Origin of the sequence: Dyadobacter sp. BE31 (assembly GCF_031457695.1) — a bacterium.
GTDB lineage: Bacteria > Bacteroidota > Bacteroidia > Cytophagales > Spirosomataceae > Dyadobacter.
This window is the reverse complement of sequence record NZ_JAVDXA010000008.1, coordinates 178,814-198,720: the sequence shown is the minus strand read 5'-3', so window position 1 is coordinate 198,720 and position 19,907 is coordinate 178,814. Positions and strand designations below refer to the sequence as shown.

At 51.5% G+C, this 19,907-nt stretch carries 12 protein-coding genes; 2 read left to right on the top strand and 10 right to left on the bottom strand.

Annotation, left to right across the window (positions count from 1 at the left end):
- From J2Y43_RS30780 to J2Y43_RS30750, 7 genes are all read right to left on the bottom strand, one after another.
- Positions 1-1,797, bottom strand: coding sequence for a RagB/SusD family nutrient uptake outer membrane protein (locus tag J2Y43_RS30780; protein ID WP_309991835.1), 1,797 nt, complete (start codon positions 1,795-1,797; stop codon positions 1-3).
- Positions 1,798-1,807: 10 nt separating this feature from the next.
- Positions 1,808-4,969, bottom strand: coding sequence for a SusC/RagA family TonB-linked outer membrane protein (locus J2Y43_RS30775; RefSeq protein ID WP_309991833.1), 3,162 nt, complete (start codon positions 4,967-4,969; stop codon positions 1,808-1,810).
- Positions 4,970-4,986: 17 nt separating this feature from the next.
- Positions 4,987-6,834 (bottom strand): RagB/SusD family nutrient uptake outer membrane protein, encoded by a 1,848-nt coding sequence (locus J2Y43_RS30770; protein ID WP_309991831.1) that lies wholly within the window; start codon positions 6,832-6,834, stop codon positions 4,987-4,989.
- Positions 6,835-6,850: 16 nt separating this feature from the next.
- Positions 6,851-10,393, bottom strand: coding sequence for a TonB-dependent receptor (locus J2Y43_RS30765; protein ID WP_309991830.1), 3,543 nt, complete (start codon positions 10,391-10,393; stop codon positions 6,851-6,853).
- Positions 10,394-10,552: 159 nt separating this feature from the next.
- On the bottom strand, positions 10,553-11,611 hold the full coding sequence (locus tag J2Y43_RS30760; protein ID WP_309991827.1) for a FecR domain-containing protein: 1,059 nt from the start codon (positions 11,609-11,611) through the stop codon (positions 10,553-10,555).
- A gap of 84 nt (positions 11,612-11,695) precedes the next feature.
- Positions 11,696-12,418, bottom strand: a complete 723-nt coding sequence (locus J2Y43_RS30755; protein ID WP_309991824.1) for a sigma-70 family RNA polymerase sigma factor — start codon at positions 12,416-12,418, stop codon at positions 11,696-11,698.
- 154 nt (positions 12,419-12,572) lie between these two features.
- Positions 12,573-12,959, bottom strand: coding sequence for a hypothetical protein (locus tag J2Y43_RS30750; RefSeq protein ID WP_309991821.1), 387 nt, complete (start codon positions 12,957-12,959; stop codon positions 12,573-12,575).
- A 282-nt stretch (positions 12,960-13,241) separates the two neighbouring features.
- Here J2Y43_RS30750 and alaS point away from each other — a divergent pair, with 282 nt between their 5' ends.
- Positions 13,242-15,902: an alanine--tRNA ligase gene (alaS, locus tag J2Y43_RS30745; RefSeq protein WP_309991818.1), complete on the top strand. Its 2,661-nt coding sequence runs from the start codon at positions 13,242-13,244 to the stop codon at positions 15,900-15,902.
- A 92-nt stretch (positions 15,903-15,994) separates the two neighbouring features.
- Here the strand turns inward: alaS and J2Y43_RS30740 are convergent, their stop codons facing one another.
- From J2Y43_RS30740 to J2Y43_RS30730, 3 genes are all read right to left on the bottom strand, one after another.
- Positions 15,995-16,480 (bottom strand): CHRD domain-containing protein, encoded by a 486-nt coding sequence (locus J2Y43_RS30740; protein WP_309991815.1) that lies wholly within the window; start codon positions 16,478-16,480, stop codon positions 15,995-15,997.
- 156 nt (positions 16,481-16,636) lie between these two features.
- The gene (locus tag J2Y43_RS30735) at positions 16,637-17,506 is read right to left on the bottom strand and encodes a lysophospholipid acyltransferase family protein (RefSeq protein ID WP_309991813.1); all 870 of its coding nucleotides are present in this window, start codon (positions 17,504-17,506) and stop codon (positions 16,637-16,639) included.
- Complete coding sequence (locus J2Y43_RS30730) at positions 17,506-18,606, bottom strand: hypothetical protein (RefSeq protein ID WP_309991810.1); 1,101 nt, start codon at positions 18,604-18,606, stop codon at positions 17,506-17,508. Before J2Y43_RS30730 ends, J2Y43_RS30735 begins: the two co-directional genes overlap by 1 nt.
- A 321-nt stretch (positions 18,607-18,927) precedes the next feature.
- Between J2Y43_RS30730 and J2Y43_RS30725 the strand changes: the two genes are divergently transcribed.
- Positions 18,928-19,899, top strand: coding sequence for a T9SS type A sorting domain-containing protein (locus J2Y43_RS30725; RefSeq protein ID WP_309991807.1), 972 nt, complete (start codon positions 18,928-18,930; stop codon positions 19,897-19,899).
- Positions 19,900-19,907: the final 8 nt, after the last annotated feature.

The following is a 19,907-nucleotide window of genomic DNA, read 5'->3' as shown; positions in this document are numbered from 1 at the left end:
TTATTTCCAGGCCTCCCAGCCATCGTTTTGTACCAGGTTAGACATTCTAAGCACTTCGTCATAAGGAATCGGCAGGAATGCAGATCGGTATGACCGCGCTTCCACCACTTCGTCGAGTTTATATTCAAAACTCCCGTCCGAATTACGGGTAATTTTCGCCATCCGTACGGGCTTGTTCAGGTCTGTGAGATTGGTCGACCAGCGACGCAGGTCGAAAAACCGCATGCCTTCGAAGCAGGTCTCGATTCTTCTTTCATTTTTGATAAACCCATCGAAAACCGCTTTTCCCTTCGATGCCGCCTCGGCGAGGTAAGGATCGGTGGCAAAGCCTTTTCCCCCATCGGTATTGTCCTTCTTACGTAGATACTCCATCGCATCCTTGGCCGACATACCGTATTTGCCCCCTTCGGGCCCTTCCGCCTGATTGGCAGCCTCCGCAAACGCAAGCAGCATGTGCTCCCAGCGAATGAAGAATTTCGAATGCGGCTGGCGGTTGATGGAATTATCCGACCAGTTCAATCCCATGAATACCATTTTCTTGATATGATAATTGGTACGGCTGTTCACCGCCGGACCGGCGGCATCCTTCGCATTCTGCCAGTTTTCAAACGTATACATCACTTTATCGCTATTGATTTTCACGGCTTTGGCATTGTTATGAAAAATCGTGGCGTAAAAACGGGGATCACGGTCGGCGTAGGGATTGGCCGGGTCGTATTTGCTGCGCGGATCGGTAATGGGGTAACCATTCTTCATCGGAAATGCGTCTACCAGATCCTGCGTGGCCCCTACCGATCCGGTACCCTGGAAACCGCCGGGGTAGAACATCCGCTCCATGGCATCATTCGCATTGTTATAGCGCGACGCCCAGATGATCCCCGGGAAGTTCGGATCGAACCAGTTTACGGCTTTTGTTGCATTGAAGCCATTGGTAACGGCGTCGGTCTTCATTTTGAAATCGATCACCTCCTTCGCATTCTGCGCGGCGAGGTCCCAGCGCGTCATGTCGTTCGAGGGGTTGAATCGCGGGCTGGCCCAGGTAAGGTATACCAATGCCTTGATCGCCCGCGTGGTGATGCCGTCCATTCGCCCCCAATAGCGCCCTCCCGCGTAAGCACGGTCGTTGACATTCTTGACCAGAAAATCACGATGGGCAATGGGCAGGTATTTGTAGGCCGAATCGCAGTCGGCGATGATCTGCTTCACGCAGGCGTCGTACGTGCCGCGCGCGAGATTCGTCTCCGCTTTAATATCCACCGGGTCCAGTACGATCGGGAAGCCCATCAGCTGCCCGTTGGCCATTCCACCGAACTTTTGAAGCAAGTCCCATTGAAACCACGCCCGCAATGCAAATGCTTCGCCCTGCAACCGGTTTTTAACGAGGCTGTCGAGGTGCGGGTCCACCAGAAAGCGGGTATTATATCCCCGCCGGTCTTTGAGGAAAAGATTCAAAAGATAAATAGAGCGGTAATCCCTGTCCCAATAGGTCCTGAACGGGTCGAGGCTGGTGGGCATGGCACCCACTGCGAGGCGGTTGAGCGGATGCGTGGTGCTCGTAATGACCACGTCGTCGGTAGCACCGTCGAGGAAAACGCCTTCATTGTCGTTGTAGTTGCGGGTCATGTTATCATAGCACTGCCCCACAAGCCCCTGTACCATATCCTGGTATTTCCAGATATCGTCCGTGGTTCTGTTGCCATTCGGGTAAGGTTCCAGGTAGTCAACGCACGACGCCAGCCCCAGCACGGCGATGGTTAGGAAAAAGATATTTTTGATACAAAATGATTTCAAATGCATAGCTCTGGCTTTAAAATGTCAGTTTAACCCCTCCTGAAAACGTGCGGAACAACGGATAGGCGGAAATGCCCGAATTCACCGACTCCGGGTCTACCCCTTTGATCTTGGAGAATGTGAGCACATTGGCCCCGCGTACATACACGCGGATGCCGCGCGCAGCGATCATATTACCCAGCCTGACCGGCACATTATAGGCCAGCTCCACGTTCTGAATTTTGAAAAACCCGCCATCACGCAGCCAGAAATCCGAAGACACGAAGTTGTTATTAACCTTATAATAGGTAAGCCGCGGATACTGACCTCCCATGTTTTCCTTCACGAAATCGGAGTAGTTGTTATCCCCCCAGCCATTCCAGAAGTACTTATTGGTGAAAGGAATCTGATAGAATGCCCGGCCGGTACCGATGGCGGTAAGTTCCAGATTCCTGAATGCCAGTTTCAGGCTTAATGCGTAGGTCAGCCGGGGCGACACGTGACCGATCCGGCTCTGGTCATTGTCGTCTACCACGCCGTCGCCATTCATATCCCGGTATTTCAGGTCGCCCGCTTTGAGGTCTTCATCATAAATCTGCGGGATAACATCGGTTTCTGCGTCACTGGCGAACTTGCCCATGTATGTTTGCCCCCAGTAGCCATCGGAAGGTGTACCAATGCGCGTCTGGTAACCGAAGCGGAAATTGGGTTCGTCCCATTTCAGGATTTTGCTGTTCTGCACGGTGGCATTGCCGCCGATCGAAACCCGGAGTTCTCCCAGGCGTTCGGTATATTGCATTGCAGTCTCCACACCGAAACTCCTGACTTTGTTGTAATTATACCAGGGTCTCGCACCGGAAATACCCGCCACCAGCGGCACGGTATTGGCCAGCTGCGACACGATTCCGTCGCGCAGGTTATTGAAATAGTTGATTTCAATCGAAAGCCTGCGTTTCAGAAACAAACCGTCGATGCCGATATTGAACTCTTTCCTTTTTTCCCAGGTCAAATCGGGATTACCGATGCGGCCGGGCGAGGTGCGGTAAACCAGGTTGTCGGTATTACTGCCAAACCATTGCCCGGTCGAATAAGGCCCGAATGCCGAACCGGTAGAGTTCACGCCCCAGCGGTCGAGATAATAGAACGGTGGCAGGAAACTTTCATAGCCGAGCATCCCGGCTTCCGCCCGGATTTTGAGGTAATCGATGCCTTTCAGATTTTTGAAAAAGCCCTCTTCCGAAATCACCCAGCTCACGCCGGCCGCAGGAAACAATGCGTACCGCTTACCTTTGTCGAAACTGTAAGTACCGGCATAATTAAGCACGCCCTGGAACACATACCGGTCTTTCAGCGAATACACCCCATTGAACACGGCATTCTGCTGGCGCTGGGGTTCTTCGATCCCGTTACGCGACAATTTGCCCAGGTAATAGGTCAGCCCCGCCTGAATGCTGTGTACGTTCCAGCTTTTTTCGTAGCTGAGGTTTTCATAAACCACAAACCGCTGCGAATAGTAATCGTGCAGTTTCGCCTGACCAGCCATATCCACACCGTCGTGTACTTTTGAGAGCCTGATCGTATCCAGGCCGGCGTCGGTTTTGCCGGGTGTGGCTATATAGGCGATGTAATCCTCGGCCTTTCCGATCCGCAAGCTGTTGAACAGGTTAAACCCGGCATAGGTCGTCGATCTGAGGCCCGGTACGAGCTCTTTCAAGTCGTAGTCGAAAGTGAGGTTAGAAGCGCCCGTCCGGCCGGTTTCCGTATAATAGCCATTGTGCATGAGGTTACCGATCGGATTGGCTTTATAGTTGGAACTCACCCCATACCACGGTGCCACCGCATTATCCCCAAATGCCGCGTACACAGGAAATGCGATCGGCGGTGTGTTGGTGATGTCGTTAATGACGCTGTTGAACTCCACAAGGTCCAATGCGGTGTTGGTGTTGAAATCGTCGCTCGTGAAATTGGCGTTATACCCATAATTGGGTGAGCGGCGCAGCGCAAGCCCGCCAAAGAAGTCGAATTTGACCTTGATCAGCGGATTGATTTTAATGTCGATGTTCGACCGCACATTAATCCGGTTATAGTCCGACTTGCCGCCGATTTTGTAAATATCCCCTTCCCCGTTGTAGCCCAGGTAGGCATTGTACTGCACGGTTTCATTGCCACCGGTCGACGACAGGTTTACCCGCGTGAAAGGCTTCGAATCTTTCAGCATCATCCGCCGGAAATCGACGCTCGGCCGATAGAGATCGTACGGATCATTCTTTGCGTAGGCGGCAATATCATTTTCATTGTAAAGCGGCGACAGCAGACTATTGGTGCGCGCCATATTATTAAGCCCGGCATACTCCGCACCCGACGCCCAGCCAGGGAACCTGTCGACCACACTCACGCCCTGTTCAGCATTCACGCTCAGGATCCGTTCATTAACTTTCCCTCTTTTGGTTTTAATGTAAATAATGCCGTCCGCGCCCCTTGGCCCGAGCATGGCCTTACCTACAATGTCCTTAATGACTGTGACCGACTCGATTTCCTGCGGGTCTATCGGCATTTCAGTAATGTCGGTCGGGATGTCGTCGATAATGAAAATAGGGCTGCGGCCGCGTGTAGCGAGGCCTATCTTTTCCGTGATCCTGAAATTACCCAGCTCCTCCTCGGCCGTCAGCCCGGGAGAGCCATCGCGCTCCACTACTTCCAGACCATTAACAAGCCCCGAAAATGCATTGCGGAGGTCGTTGGTAGGATACTTTTCAAGATCTGCGGTTTTTAGAGTCACATAACTTCCCGTTGCCAGCCGTTTCGGCATATTCATAAAAGGCATGGGTATGGCGTCATCGGCCGTGGCAAACAACTTGGCTTTTTTCAGTTCCACCACGCTGTTGGTTACAATATCGCCCACGAGCGACACCGATTTGCTGTAACCGTAGGACGAAACCGTCACAAAGTCCTCAGGCAATGCCTGGAAGTCAAAATCGCCGCTCTCGTTGGTTTCGGCGTGGATCTGCCCCTCGCCTACCACCACCGAGGCATTCGGGATCGGGTTACCGTTTTCGTCGGTCACTTTAAGACTTACATTCACCGGTTTCGGTTTTTTGGCCGGCTTGTCCTGGGCGAGCACATTGCTGCCCCACAGCAGGCAGAGTACGATCATTCCGATAACCGCCTGCGCTGTATACTGGATTATTTTTTTCATCATCGATTGAGCGTTACGGGTTACCAGACTTCGTTGGGGACGAAATTTTTCATTTTGTACATATCCTCCGTGTTGAACGGCAGATAGTACATGGCTTCTTTCCAGCGCGTCTGGCGATCTGCCGAGAGCGGCATCCGGGTATACTTGAAGCCTGTCGGGTAAGTGGTGCTTGCAGGCACTTTCTCCACGTCCATCCGGTAGAGCGTGCCGCCCATCACTTTCGGGGCGTCTTTCCAGCGGCGGATATCGTGGTAATAATGCCCGCCTTCGAAGCAAAGCTCGATAGTACGCTCGTTCTTGATGCGGTCGCGGAGTTTGTCCTTCGTACCGGTATAGGCCTGCAACACGTCGGGCATACCTGCACGCGTGCGAATGCGGTTGAGTGCCTGCAAGGCGGTGAGGGACGAACCGGGAGCCGCGCCATTAGGGCCGTAGGCTTCGTTGGCAGCCTCAGCGTAGTTGAGGTACAACTCTCCAAGGCGGATCAGCGGATCGGTATATTGCGGGGTCGTTTTGTTATTCACACTCTGCTCGCCCCAGGTCTTGCGCTCGTAGTAGCCCGTGCGCGTAATGCCTGCGTAAGACTGGTCCAGCAACTGACCGTATACCGCGGCGCCGTCTTTGGTTTCGTAGTAGATCTTGGCGTTACCGTAACCCGGCACCGGTGCGGTGTTATAAATAATGTCAATGTAAAAACGCGGGTCGCGGTCTTTGTAGGGATCCTGCTCGCTGTAATGCCCTGCGGCCACGGCGGCCTGCCGGTCAGCAGGAGTATTCAATGGCTCCCCCCATTTGGTTTCAAACTTATCAACCGTGTTCTGGGTAGGGCATTCTCCCGACCAGCCCGTTTTCCCACCTCCGAAAACTCCGTTCATCTGGCCGTTCAAAGTACCGTCGTTATAGGTTTTCGTACCGGCATACCATGCCCATAGTTGTTCATTGGAATAGGTGGTACCTATGTAATTCTTCTTGTAGTCGGCAAGCGAAAGCAGCCCGTAGCCATACTTCTCGGCGATCTGAATGGCCTCCCAATTGGCTTTGGCGGCTGCCTCCCAGTCGGCATTGCCCTGTTCGTTGTTCAGGGGACTTGCCGCGTAGAGCAATGCGCGGGCTTTGAATGCCTTCGCTGCTACGCCGGTCGGGCGTTTTTGTTCGGGATTGTTGAGGTGTCCTGCCACGCCGGGACCCGGGTCGCGGCGCATGAGGTCGGCCTGCTCGAAATAGGCGGCGGCCGAGTCCATATCCATGGCAATACGGATCAGCGTTTCGCGTTTCGAGAGTCTTGGAATATCCCATTCATCTCCTTGCCCGATCACCTTGGTAAGGTAAGGCATAGGCCCCCATAACCGGAACAGCTCGAAATGCGCAAACGCGCGTATAAAGTGCGCCTGACCCTTGAAATCATTGATATCTACCGGGCTGGCGTCTTTGAGCATCCCGATGTTTTTCAATGTCATGTTGCACTTGCGGATAATGGCGAACATCGCCCCCAGGATGGGCCGGCGCGACGGGTCGTAGGTCATTTTATTAATGATCGCCGAAATCTGGCCGCTTTTGATCACCTGCGCATCCATTACCCGCCCCATATCGCTCATATCCGTGAGCGCCTCCATGGTATATTTCTGATCCCAGAAATCGAAATACAGTGAATAGCCTGTCTTAATATTATAGGCACGCCAGGTGGTACCGTCTAGTTTATTGCCCTCATAAATGCCGTCGAAGAACTTTTTGAAATTTTCATATTTGGAAAAAACATCCGCCTCCGTCAGCCCCGACTCCGGCGCTTTGTCCAGATAGTCTTCTACGCACGACGCCAAAAGCAAAATGAACAGCACCGGTACACACAGTATCGTAATTAATCTTTTCATCGTCTGTTGGTTTGGGTTAGAATGCCGCCCTGATGGCAAATTTTACACTGGTCATTTGGGGATAGAAACCCTGGTTAAAATCCTTCCTTTCCGGATCGCCTTCAATGAGTTTTGTGAAGGTCCACAGGTTATTGCCGGTCACGAAAAACACCAGGTTCGAGGTGCCGATCACCCGCCGGAGGAATTTGGAATTGAATGTATATGATGCATACACCTCCCGCAGACGCAGGTAGTTGGAGTTGCGCCAGAAACGGTTTTCGATCATGATATCAAAACCCCTGTCGGCCTCGCCGCCGCCCCAAAAAAGGTTATCGGTGCTCCCGCCGCCGGAGTAGTGCAAGGTGGCATGGTTCGCACCCGGATTGGTGGGCGTCCAGTAATCGAGCTGCGAGGCATGCACGCGCCAGTCGCCTTTGATAAACTCCACTTCATAGGGCTGGTTGAACTCCACATATTTGCCCACATTACCCTGAAACATGAAGTTGAAATCGAACTTTTTCCAGGAAAACCCTGCCGAAAACGAATAAGTAATGGGCGGATAGTCGGAGCCGGGGATCGGGTACTTATCGAGGTTGGTCACCTTGCCGTCGCCGTTGAAATCGAGGAATTTGTAATCGCCTACATTCAGTTTTTGCAAATCAATGGCCGACACGTTGTTATGAATATCATCAACGGAAGTGTAGTAGCCACTGCCCGTCAGTTCCACACCGCTGAGCTGCGCGCCGAGCGGTTTGCCTGCGTCTTTCTGGTAATCATAGGCATAAGGGAGATCGTCCTTGAACAGAATGCGGTTTTCATTAAAACCGAACAACCCTTTCACAAAATAGCTGAGGCCCGATGCGGTATTATTACGATATTCCGCTTCGAGCTCGATACCGTGCTTTTTGAGCCGTCCAAGATTGAGCTCCTTGAAAGAATTACCCACCAGCATAGTCACACTTCGCGGGTCGAGGAGCATCTTCTTGCGACGCTCGTCGAACAGATCGACGCCGAAGGTGAAAGTATCGTTCCAGAGTCCGAGCTCAATACCAAAATCCCGTTTCCGGGCTTCTTCCCATTGTGAAACGAGGTTCGGACCGAGGTCTTCGTGAATATATCCGGCATTATCTTTGAAATAATCACTCAAATACAGCCATCGGTTGGTCGCGATGTCACTTCCCACCTTACCATCCGAATACCGCAATTTCAGTTTGCTGATCCAGCGGATGCGTTCCTTGAAGAACTTCTCTTCCGATACGACCCAGCCTACTGCCCCCGACGGGAAAAAGCCATACCGCATACCGGGAGCAAACCGCTCCGAACCGGTGTAGCCCACATTCACTTCAAGCAGGTATTTGCCCGAGTAATCGTAGGTGCCGCGGCTTACCAGGCCCTGGTTGTAATACGGAAAACTCGTTTCCCGGTCGCGCTGCTGGCGGTTCACGAGCACCAGCCCGCTTACATTATGTTTGCCGAACGACCGGTTGTAGTTGGCCGACAGTTCATAATATAAATCCTTATAGTAGCCGCCTTCGAGCGCGCCAACATTGATATCGAGCGGCGTTTGCTGAAATACCTCGTTCCCCTGTCCGGCACGGAACCACGGATTTTCCTCCGTGCCGATCTTATCGTAATTCAGCTGGTATTCCGGGAATGTGTAACGGCCGGTCAAAGACAGGTTCTTATAATAGGTACTCAGCGAAACCTTGCCTTTCGCGGTGAGCCCTGGCGTAATGAAATCCAGTTTCTGATCGAGGATCAGGTCGGTAAATAGCTTGGAATCGAGATAGCGGTCGAAAGAACCCTGGTTCATCGAAGTGTAAGGATTGCCCGTAAACTCGCCGAAGTTCATCGCAAGGCGGTCGCCGCTGTCGTTGGGATAATCGGGATCCGGTACCTGTTCGAGCACCCAGGCCGGGAAATAAGCCGGGTAGCGCGACGGCCCCGTCGAATACAAATTACGCCACGGTGTACCGCTCGGCTGGTTTTTGATGCCCGTCTCACCTCCTACGTTCAGGGATAGGGTCGTCGAGCGTGTCAGGTTAAAATCGATATTGGTCCGGTAGTTGAAGCGGTTGTACCAATATCTGGTGTCGTCGTAGCCCTCGTGATAAGCTTTGAAAAAATCGCCCTGGTAGGAATAGCCCAATGATGTAAAATACTTGATGAAGTTGGTCCCGCCCGACACATTAAAATTGGCATTTGCATTCGTTGCAAATGGTTTTGTCATCAGATCGAACCAGTTCACGTCCGGATAGCGCAGACTGTTGAGCGGCGTGGAAGGATTCCTGTACTCATTCAATGCATATTGCGGAATGAGGTCGGTGAACTGCTGGCCGTTCATCAGCGCCTGGTTGTACATCGACATCGTCTGGTAGGAACTGATGTGGTCGGGAATGCGGGTAGCCTTTGCCAGACCATAAGACGCTGTAAAATCCAGTTTGGGTTTACCGATCGTCCCCCGTTTGGTCGTCACGATAATAACCCCGTTGGCCCCTTTCGCGCCAAAAACGGCCGTAGCCGATGCATCTTTCAATACCGATATTGTCGCGATCTCGTTGGGGTCCATGTCGCGGAAATCGCGCTCCACGCCGTCCACCATCACCAGCGGCTGCGAGCCGTTCCAGCTCGAAAGTCCGCGGATCACGATCTCGGAGTGGTCACTGCCCGGCTCACCACTCTGCTGCATCGTGAGCACGCCCGAAAGCTTGCCCGCGAGCGCGTTGGTCACGTTGGACGTACCCGAGCGCATGAGAGCCTTGTTGTCGACCTGCGAAATAGCTCCTACTACACTCTCCTTACGCTGCGTGCCGTAACCCACCACCACTACTTCTTCCAACGCCTTGTTTTCAGGCACGAGCTTCACATCCAGCGACCGGCGGCCGGCCACCTGTATTTCCTGCGAAACGTACCCGATATAACTGAATACCAACATCGAAGCATTATTCGTAACGGTGATTTTGTATTTACCCTCAGTATCCGTCGAAAGCCCGTTGAGGGTCCCTTTCTCGACGACGTTCACACCCGGCAGGCCGATCCCGTTTTCGTCGCGGACCACACCGGTTACCGTCACGGTCAATGAAGCAATGGCATTGTCCATCACCTGGCGGAGCCGTTGTGCATGATAGGCCTCAGCAGAACCCGCAAATGCCTCGGGTTTGCCCGTGGCCGATGCCTTGAACACCGAAGCCCCGTTGAGCACTTCGGTCACGGCATGCCTTTTGGCATTGGAAACATAAATGGTTTCGTTGACCCGGCTGAAACTGAGGCTCGTTTCCTCCGAAATATGCCGTAGCAGCTTCCCCACACTCGCTTGCGGAAAACTGAGGTCAACCGTTTTGTTTTGTACGAGTTTGTGATCGTACTGAAAATTGAAATTGGTTTTGTCGTTGATCACCACAAAGGCATCTTCCAGCGGCACGTTGTGCAGGTCGATGGAAATGTAGATTTTCTCAATGCTCTGCTCCTGGGCCTTGCCGTCGGAAGCCGACAGCAAACCCGCGAAAATGCATTGCAAAACCGTCCCGATAACCGCATACCTAGACATCGCTACAATTTGTCGTAGTAGTTTATATTGCATATTTTTGATCGTTTTGAATTTCACGTTCATTACACGTGACTTTCCCCGTTACCTGATTGAGCGCCAACTCTTAGCACGGGAAAGTCACACGGACCGGTAATCAGCGATGGTTACCGGTTCTTTTTTCAGGAGGTGTCGGACCTCATACGGTAGTTTCGGTTATTGAAGTTTGACAATGCTGTTGTTGATCTTGTAGGAGAACCGGCCGGGATAACTCATCACGCCGAGGATGTAATCGAGCGGCTTATCCTGGAACTTCCCGCTGAACCGCCAGTCGGTATCCATGCGTACGCCCGGCGCCACATCGAACTTCACGCCGTACCAGCGTTCCAGTTTAAGGATGGTGGAGTGGAAATCCGATTTCTGGAAGTATAGCATGCCGTCTTTCCAGCCAATCTGCTCTTTTTCGTCGTAGGTGCTCACGATGAGCTCGCCGGCTTCTTTCTGAAAGGTCGCCATTTCACTTTTGCTCAGGAAAACGCATGCATTCTGATCCTCCGAGCCTATTTGGGCATTCACCTTCACCTTACCGGTCACCACTGCAACTTGTACGGCCTTGTTTTCGGGATAGGCGCTGATATTAAATGAAGTACCGAGGACTTTGGTCACTACATCGCCGGTCGTGATGACAAAAGGCTGCTTCTCATTTCGCTTGACATCGAAGAATGCCTCGCCGGAGAGGCTCACTTTCCGGACATCTTCTTCAAATTCCTGGGGATAGGAAATGGAGGAACCTGCATTGAGCGTCACGCGGGTACCATCCGGGAGCAGGAGCTTGCGCTGCTGACCGTTTGCGGCTTTATGTTCCACCGGCACGTAGGCCGACGCCGGGGCATGATGCCCAGTAAGGTAGCGGTTCACGAAGAAAAACGCCCCAACCACCACACACGCGGCAGCGAGGAGTCTCCAAATCCAGGTGAGCGTAATTCGACGGGGCAGCGTTTCGCTTTCTATCGCAGCTTCGGAGGCGGCGATAGAAGATTCGAGCCGTTTCCATTGTTGCCCGATGTCGTGATCCGGAATGGGTTTACCCTGGAAATGCAGGGCAAAGACAATTTTCCGGGCTTTTTCAATTTCTGCCTGGCGGGACGGGTTGGCGAGAAGCCATTTCTCCCACAGATGGTCTTTTTCGGGGGCGGTGCCGTTGAGCCACGCACGAAAATCGTCGTCGAGGACGAAATCCTTGTAGCCAAACCGGTCGTATTTGTGCGCTTCCAATAGGATAATATTTATTCTTTACTTTGATAAAGCCAGAATAAATACAGAGTGACCCTCGACCGGTTAAATTTTTTGCAAAAATTTTTACATAAACTCCTTAATAACTTCTACGCCCTCTCCCATAACACTTCCGGCACCCAGTAATGCCATGTAAACGCCGAGCACAAAGGGTACGTCGCGTCCCTGGGGCGCGAGTTCTTCGTTCAATGCATCCAAGGCTTTGTAGATAAGCTTGTAAACGGCCCGGGTAGAAATATTCATGATCAGCGCGATTTCACCGAACGACTGCTCATTGTAAAAACGCAGGTATAGTGCCTCCTTCTGCCTCGCCGGAAGGTTTTGAATCGCGTTTTGCAATGAAAGCACATTTTCCTTGAGCGTTTGATCACGGATCATCTGCATTTCCACCGATAGTTCGACGTGAAAAAGCGAATCGTCCTCTTCGAGTGCGACGGTCATGGGGTTTGCCTTTGCCCGTTTGAGGATAAGCCGGCGAAGCGATGCGAGCAGGTAATTCCGGATGGAATCCGAATTGCCGAGAAACGCCTTTCGCTCCCAGATATTCATGAAGAGGATCTGAATGCAGTCTTTCACTTCTTCGTCGTCTTTATTGAAACGGAGGCCGTAGTTGAGCAGCGACGGATAATAATGCCTGAAAATCTGTTCGAAAGCTTCCCCGCTCCCTGCCCTCAGCATATTCCAGAGGGGTGAGACCGGCTGCCCGGACGGCTGAGGCGCGACAGGTTCGGACGCGGCGGCGTCAGCCGGGTTCAATTTCCGGTTGTTGGTCAGGTTTAAAGCTTCCATGTTCGCTGAGATTGGCTAATTTTCGGTTCAGGCAATCATTGGCAATATGTAACTGCACAATGATTTTTAGGTGACGCAGAATTCTCCAATCACCCTTAAAAAAGTCAATATTTTTCAGGAAATAATAAAATCAGAAACAGAAGGGAAGGCGGGCTTAGTGATTCCCTAATATAAAGTAAAAGATAAAGAGCAAAAATGTGACCGACATCAGGATCAGCACGATGTTGCCCGCCGAGAGGCCACTTACCGGACCATCTTGTGCATTCTTTCTCGAATCGCGATCACCCATGATGTCGAGAGAGCTCATGATCCGGCCCCATATCGAGTTCACATCCTGGCTGGAAAGGCCGTCGGGCTTCCAGTCGGAGGCGATCAGCACCAGCTCGCGGGCTTTTGCGACGGTATCCTTCTGCGCGGGATATTTGAGGATCCAGTTTTCCCAAAACGAGCGGATTGGCGGATCATCAGGAAACCGTACCCATCTTATGAAGAGGTTTTCCATTGCCAACTCCTCAGCCGATAACTCTGAAAACGGTTTCATCGATATTAGTAGATTGAATTTTAGGGCTTAGCAAACTTAAATCCGGATTTAGACTATCCAGGGTATTATTTGTTTGTTAAGCTTTATGTCTAAAAAAGGAGGCGTTTCAGGGTTTATACTCACTTTTGAGGGAGTTAGAAAATTATTTCAAAAAAAGCCATCCTGTACTGTGGGGTACCCCAAAATTTGGAATATGCAGAGCCGTAGTAACTTAATTTCAATGCAACTGTGTACCTTTGCGCCCAATTTCATATTGGATTTAGCAGTACCAAAACAGACACAATGACCTCGCATCAAATACGTCAGGCTTTTCTTGATTTTTTCCGCAGCAAAGAGCATTTAATAGTACCCTCGGCGCCATTGGTTGCCAAGAACGACCCCACGCTGATGTTCAACAACTCGGGGATGGCGCAGTTCAAGGACTTTTTCCTCGGTAACGGCACACCTCCATCGCGCCGGATCGCGGATACCCAGAAATGCTTGCGCGTGTCGGGAAAGCACAACGACCTGGAAGATGTGGGTTTTGATACCTATCACCACACGATGTTCGAGATGCTCGGCAACTGGTCGTTTGGTGATTATTTCAAAAAAGAGGCGATCAATTGGGCGTGGGAACTGCTGACGGAGGTTTATAAGCTGCCGAAAGACAGGCTGTACGTATCTGTATTTGAAGGAAACGAAGCCGACGGCGTACCATTCGACCAGGAGGCTTGGGATCTTTGGAAGGGCATTGTAGGCGGAGACCGCATTATCCTGGGTAATAAAAAGGATAACTTCTGGGAAATGGGCGACACCGGTCCTTGCGGGCCGTGCTCGGAAATCCATATCGATTTGCGTTCACCAGCCGAGGTTGCCGAAGTATCCGGTAAATCGCTCGTGAACAACGACCACCCGCAAGTGGTGGAAATCTGGAACCTGGTATTCATGCAGTTCGAGCGTAAAGCCGATGGCTCGCTGATCCCCCTACCATCGACGCACGTCGATACCGGAATGGGCTTCGAACGCCTTTGCATGGCTATCCAGCAAAAAACATCGAACTACGACACCGACGTTTTCCAAAACACGATTGGCGTATTGGAAACACTTTCGGGCAAGAAATACGGACAGAACGGCGAGCCGTTCGCCGACATTGCCATGCGCGTGATCTCCGACCACATTCGGGCGGTATCGTTCGCGATTACCGACGGCCAGCTGCCTTCTAACGTAAAGGCGGGTTATGTGATCCGCCGCATTCTCCGTCGCGCGGTGCGTTACGGATATTCTTACCTGGGCTTCCAGGAGCCATTCTTCCACAAGCTGGTGCCGGTGTTGGCCGAGCAGTTCAAGGATGTGTTCACAGAATTGAAAGACCAGGAAGAATTTGTGACACGTGTAATCTTGGAAGAAGAAAAGAGCTTCCTGCGCACGCTGGAATCAGGTTTGAAAAGACTTGACAGCATTATTTCCGGGCTAAAAGAGACCGGCCTCAATACTATTCCGGGTGACGAAGTGTTCGAACTGAGTGACACCTTCGGTTTCCCGGTTGACCTCACTGCATTGATCGCACGCGAAAAGAACTTCCAGATCGACGAAGCCGGTTACCAGGATGCATTGGCCGAGCAGAAAAAACGCTCCCGCCAGGATGCAGCCAAAGAAGCGACCGACTGGATCGAGTTGCGCGAATCGGACGGCGTGGAATTCCTAGGTTATGATTTTGAAGAAACGCACAGCCATATTGTGAAATACCGCAAGGTGAAAACCAAGGCTGGCGAAGAATACCATATCGTACTCGACCGCACGCCTTTCTATGCCGAAATGGGTGGACAAGTGGGAGACACAGGCGAACTTATTCTGAATTCGGAGAGGAAGGAGGAAGGAGGAAGGAGGATTGCGATTGCAGATACAAAAAAGGAGAACGACCTTTTTGTACATATTTCACGGGACAAGAACCTGGACGAGGCTTTGTCGGGAGCCGGCATTATCACTGCCAAAATCGACATTGACCGTCGCAATAAAATCAAAGCGAACCATACGGCTACGCATTTGATGCTCTCGTCTATGCGCGAGGTACTGGGTACGCACGTGAGCCAGAAAGGTTCGTTTCTGAACGACGAAGTACTGCGTTTTGACTTTGCCCACTTCTCGAAAGTGACCGACGAAGAACTGCGCAAAATCGAAGACCGCGTGAATGAGAAGATCCGCGAGAACATCGCATTGGAAGAAAGACGTAATGTACCCATTCAGCAAGCGCTGGATGCGGGGGCTACGGCTACTTTTGGTGAGAAATACGGCGATTTTGTACGCCTGATCATTTTCGATCCGAAATTCTCCTTCGAGCTTTGCGGCGGTACGCACGTGCCTTCTACGGGTGAGATAGGCGTGTTCAAATTCATTTCCGAAGGTTCGGTATCCGCAGGTGTACGCCGCGTGGAAGCCGTAACCGGCGAGAAAGCACTGGAACTGATGCGCCAGCAGGAAGAGACTTTGAATAAAATCAAAGACCTCCTCAAAGGCCCTACGGACCTGATCAAAGCAGTAGAAAGCCTCATCGAAGAGCGCTCGACGTTGCAGAAAAAAATTGCTGCACTCGAAAACGAGAAAATCCAGGCATTGAAAACCACATTGGTGGAGAATATGGAAACGCACAGCACTTTCAACCTGATCGTGCAGAAAGTGGATGTGCCCAGCGCGGATTCGTTGAAGCAACTTTCCTACGAGCTGCGTGACCAGGTCGAAAACCTGATCGCCGTGTTTGGCGCCGAGATCGGCGGGAAGCCGCAGCTTTCGGTATTCATTGCCGAAAATATCGTGCAGGAAACCGGCCTCAATGCAGGCAAGATCGTGAAAGACCTCGCGAAAGAAATCCGCGGCGGCGGCGGCGGCCAGCCATTCTTCGCTACTGCGGGCGGCTCCGATGCCAGCGGGCTGGATATTGCGCTGGAAAAAGCGAAAGGCCTGTTCTAAACAAGGATTACTACTTATCAGCTCATAACAAAAGAGCGGCATCCTCAGGAGCCGCTCTTATTTTTTGCACTGCGCGAATGCCTAATCAGGATTTATTCCTCAGCTTTGAGCTGACCTCTGATCTCGCCGGTAGGATACTTGGCTGTGTGAATATTCACATAGTACAAGCCTGCTTTCAGGTCGGCCACTTGTGCCTCGGTAAGAGTATCTTTAAATGCGAAGGGTGTTTTGAAATCGGTGCCGAAGTCGATCACTACTGCACCTGTAGAATCTGGCGATCCTTTGTGGATGTGCCAGCCGGTTGGTACAAAGAGCGAGTCGGCGCCCGTTGAATCCGATGCCGCGGAATCGCTGTACATGATGTTGAGGCTCAAAATCCTCGTCTCCTGATCTAATGTACCATCTACTGAACCGGTAGCTGTTGATGGATTAGCGGGTACTTCGTTTGCACCGGAAAGCGTCGTGGACACTTTCAGCTCGGGCAACACGGGAGTTGGGTCTGTCGGATTGTCGTCGTCATTACATGCTGCCACCATCCCGGCGATCACAAACACACCCATGAATGCTAATTTTCTCATAATGCTTTGTTTTAGTAAAAAATTGGTTTGACCGCCGCCAGGTAAAATTATGGTTCCCTTTCGAACCTAGTTTACACAATACATTGTATTCCAATTATTTACAAAAACTATTAAAAAATCCACTATTGGGGAAAAGAGCCTACCCTTTGCTGAATATTACAACAATTTCAAGGCATTGACCGGCTTCTGGCCCTGCCGCGAGTGGAATTTCCAACGGTTGTGCGACCAAAGCCAAAACTCCGGTTGCCGTTCGATGGTGTTTTCCAGGGCTTTATAGTAATGCTCCATTATACCCGCCTCACCCAACTCGCGCGCCTGCGCCGTGATGAGCCGGAACCTGAAATCGTAGGCATTGCGCTCCCGCCGGGTGACGTCCAGGTACACTACAGCGCAATCGCGCTGCACGGCAATGCGCGCCGCACCCGACTGCACGAAGGTTTTCCGGTTCATGAAGTTGAGGTAATATTTGCCCGACTCCGGCGGCCGCTGATCGGCGATAGTGACGAAAATGGCGGATGATTCCGCATTCCAGCCCAACGTCCGCCGGTACCATTCCGATTTCGGGATCATCACCGCCCCGAAGCGCCCCCGCAATTTCAGCAGCCGGCTATTGATCCATTTGTTGGAAACCGGCGAATATGCGGCCAGTACCTGGCAATCGGTTTGCAACGGGAGCGACAGCAGATATTCCCAACTGCCATAATGCGAGGCCATCAACACGATATGTTTTTTCTCGCGCAAAAGCCGCTCGATCAGCGCCGTGTTCTCATAGCTGACCAACTTCCCCAGGCTGCCTCGGGCCACCCCGCCGATCATCAACGGTTCCACAATGAGATCGGCGAGATGGCGGAAATAAGCGGTAACCATTTGCCTTATCTCTTTTTCCGAGCGCGTCGGGAAGCAGCGGGCCATGTTCAGCAGCACGATATTGCGGCGGTAAGGCCAAACCCTGAACAGGACCAGGAAGATCAGGTCCGACAGGGAACGCCAGCCCCATAGGGCCAGCCTGAACCGGAGTGCTCGCATCAGAATATGTACTGCATGCCCACGTTAAATCCTACGAATAGTCCCTGGAAGTCTTTGGAACTGTTGTTCTTCCAGATGTACTTTTTGATAAAATCATAGTCATTCTCGCGATCATAGGACACATAGTTGAGTGTCGGGCCCGCGAATGCTTCGAAACGACCGCCGAACTTCAGTGCCGGCAGCACGCGAAGCGAATTCTTGTTGTAGCTGCCTCCGTGGAAATCAGTAAGCGTGGTACTGACTGCTTCCAGGTTAATTCGCAGGCTGCTGGCCAACGGGATGTGTGCTCCCAAACCACCTTCCGCCGCATACATCGCTTTGGGATTATCCTTAAAATTATAACCTATGCCCGCGATCCCGTAGAGCACGCGCCCGCCCGAGCGGAATGACACAATGCCCGTCATGGTTTCATCGATGGTAAGCGCTACCGATTTCTCACCATTTTTGATGAAGTTGAAGATCGCGATCGGATAATCGCTGCTGTCGGCAATATTGATGAAACCGGCCAGCTGAATGCCCTTCACTTTTTTGGCGACGTTAGCAAAACCAGCAACCTGGGCGTTCACATCACCGCCTTTGTTGAGAAAGCCGGCGAGCTGCAAACCTTTCGCGTCCTTTTTGGCAATGTTCGCAAAACCAGCTACCTGCGCCGCACCCGACGCTTCGGCAAGATTTAAAAAGCCCGCTATCTGCGCCCCACGGGCTTCTCCGCCCGTAATATTGGAGAAACCAGCCAGCTGGACACCCGTTGCTCCTCCGCCGATCACGTTGGCGACGCCCGAGATTTGTGCACCGCTGGCCGAGCCTCCGATCACATTCACAGCACCTGCGACTTGTCCTCCGCTTACATTTTGCTTCACCACATTGGCCACACCCGCAATGGACGCACCTGTTTCGGCCTTGGAAAGCCCGGCGATGGCGTGGAGCGAAAATCGGTTGGTGATGGACGCTGCATGCTTGCCATTGGAGCTTACAGGATATATGAAACCGATATGTACCGCCGCGGAACTATCGCGCTGGGCCATTGCGCCAAATGAACAAGTGATCAGTAGTGTGCTGATGAAGAATAGACGGGATGGATTAAAAAGCAAATTTTTCATGGGTAATGCATTTGAAAATGAATGTCTGAATGCACACGCTCCCCGACTTCATTGCAGGCCTTCAAATCGATCGGTCAGAAACCGTATGCATTAAACCGACAACCGGAATGCTGGTTACCCTAAAAATCTTTTAAAAAATATCTCCAAGCAGTAGTCCTTTTAACCAAATACTAAATATATCTCTACAAATTAGGTTCACATTGAATATTATATCAGTAGAAATAATTTTATTGCTAACTCAATTATTCTTCAAATATTTATATACATTTAGTTCTTTATCACATTAATCACGTTTTCCTTTTACACTTAATCTAGATCACTATGATGAAACGCTATCTGCTTTTTTGCCAGTTGGCATTACTTCCAACAATGGCCGCACACGCACAGTTTACAGCAGGAACTGATGGTTTCTTTATCGGCCAGAACACGCAAGTTTTTATCGACAGTCTAACGCTGCTCCCCAGCGTCGATTTCACGATCGCATCGCAAACGCTTACAATCTCCCCTACGCCGATTCCGGGTTCTCCGCCCAGTATCGCGAGGGTTTACAGTTTTACTACGCCGATGGATTTTACAGGCGTCGCGGGTTTCTTCTACCGCGCTTCGGAGCTTAACGGCAATGTCGAGAGCACGTTACAACTCACTCATGGCAATGCCAATTTTGTATCGACCACCGGAAGTACCGTCAATGTAGGGCAGCATTACATTTCCAACACCCTGCCGCTTACCAATTTCACGTCGCTCACTGCTGCACAGGAAAATGCATTGCCTGTCAACCTGGTAAGCTTCGACCTGAAACGGGTGGAGCATGCAACGGTACTTTACTGGCAGACTTCCGACGAAAAAAACAGCGATTTCTTCGAAATTCAGCAAAGTGAGGATGCGAAAAAATGGAACAAACTGGGCATCATCAATGCAGCGAACACGAGCAACTCCAAACGAGATTATTCGTTCGACGATGCGGCGGAACGTTATGGCACGCAGTATTACCGCCTCAAAATGGTGGACACTGACGGCACTTTTGCTTACAGTAAAATCCAGTCCATACGGCTTGGATCTGCTGGGCTGATCAGTGCCTACCCGAATCCGGTGGTGGACAAGCTGCTTATCGGCTCCAAGGAAGCGCTCGCTAGTGTAAAAATGACCGACTTGACGGGTCGCCAGTTTATGGAATTATCGAAACCTAAACCAGGCCAGGAGGTTAGCTTGAAAAACTACCCTGCCGGCACCTATCTGGTGAAGGTTGAGACCGCCAGCGGCAAGACTCAGGTTATCAAAATCATTAAACAATAAAGCTGCAT

Excerpts from the sequence above, each read along its gene's own strand:
- J2Y43_RS30780 (WP_309991835.1), bottom strand. The coding sequence starts at position 1,797 with ATGCATTTGAAATCATTTTGTATCAAAAATATCTTTTTCCTAACCATC.
- J2Y43_RS30775 (WP_309991833.1), bottom strand. The coding sequence starts at position 4,969 with ATGATGAAAAAAATAATCCAGTATACAGCGCAGGCGGTTATCGGAATG.
- J2Y43_RS30765 (WP_309991830.1), bottom strand. The coding sequence starts at position 10,393 with ATGCAATATAAACTACTACGACAAATTGTAGCGATGTCTAGGTATGCG.
- J2Y43_RS30740 (WP_309991815.1), bottom strand. The coding sequence starts at position 16,480 with ATGAGAAAATTAGCATTCATGGGTGTGTTTGTGATCGCCGGGATGGTG.
- J2Y43_RS30730 (WP_309991810.1), bottom strand. The coding sequence starts at position 18,606 with ATGAAAAATTTGCTTTTTAATCCATCCCGTCTATTCTTCATCAGCACA.
- J2Y43_RS30735 (WP_309991813.1), bottom strand. The coding sequence starts at position 17,506 with ATGCGAGCACTCCGGTTCAGGCTGGCCCTATGGGGCTGGCGTTCCCTG.
- alaS (WP_309991818.1), top strand. The coding sequence starts at position 13,242 with ATGACCTCGCATCAAATACGTCAGGCTTTTCTTGATTTTTTCCGCAGC.
- J2Y43_RS30755 (WP_309991824.1), bottom strand. The coding sequence starts at position 12,418 with ATGGAAGCTTTAAACCTGACCAACAACCGGAAATTGAACCCGGCTGAC.
- J2Y43_RS30750 (WP_309991821.1), bottom strand. The coding sequence starts at position 12,959 with ATGAAACCGTTTTCAGAGTTATCGGCTGAGGAGTTGGCAATGGAAAAC.
- J2Y43_RS30770 (WP_309991831.1), bottom strand. The coding sequence starts at position 6,834 with ATGAAAAGATTAATTACGATACTGTGTGTACCGGTGCTGTTCATTTTG.
- J2Y43_RS30725 (WP_309991807.1), top strand. The coding sequence starts at position 18,928 with ATGATGAAACGCTATCTGCTTTTTTGCCAGTTGGCATTACTTCCAACA.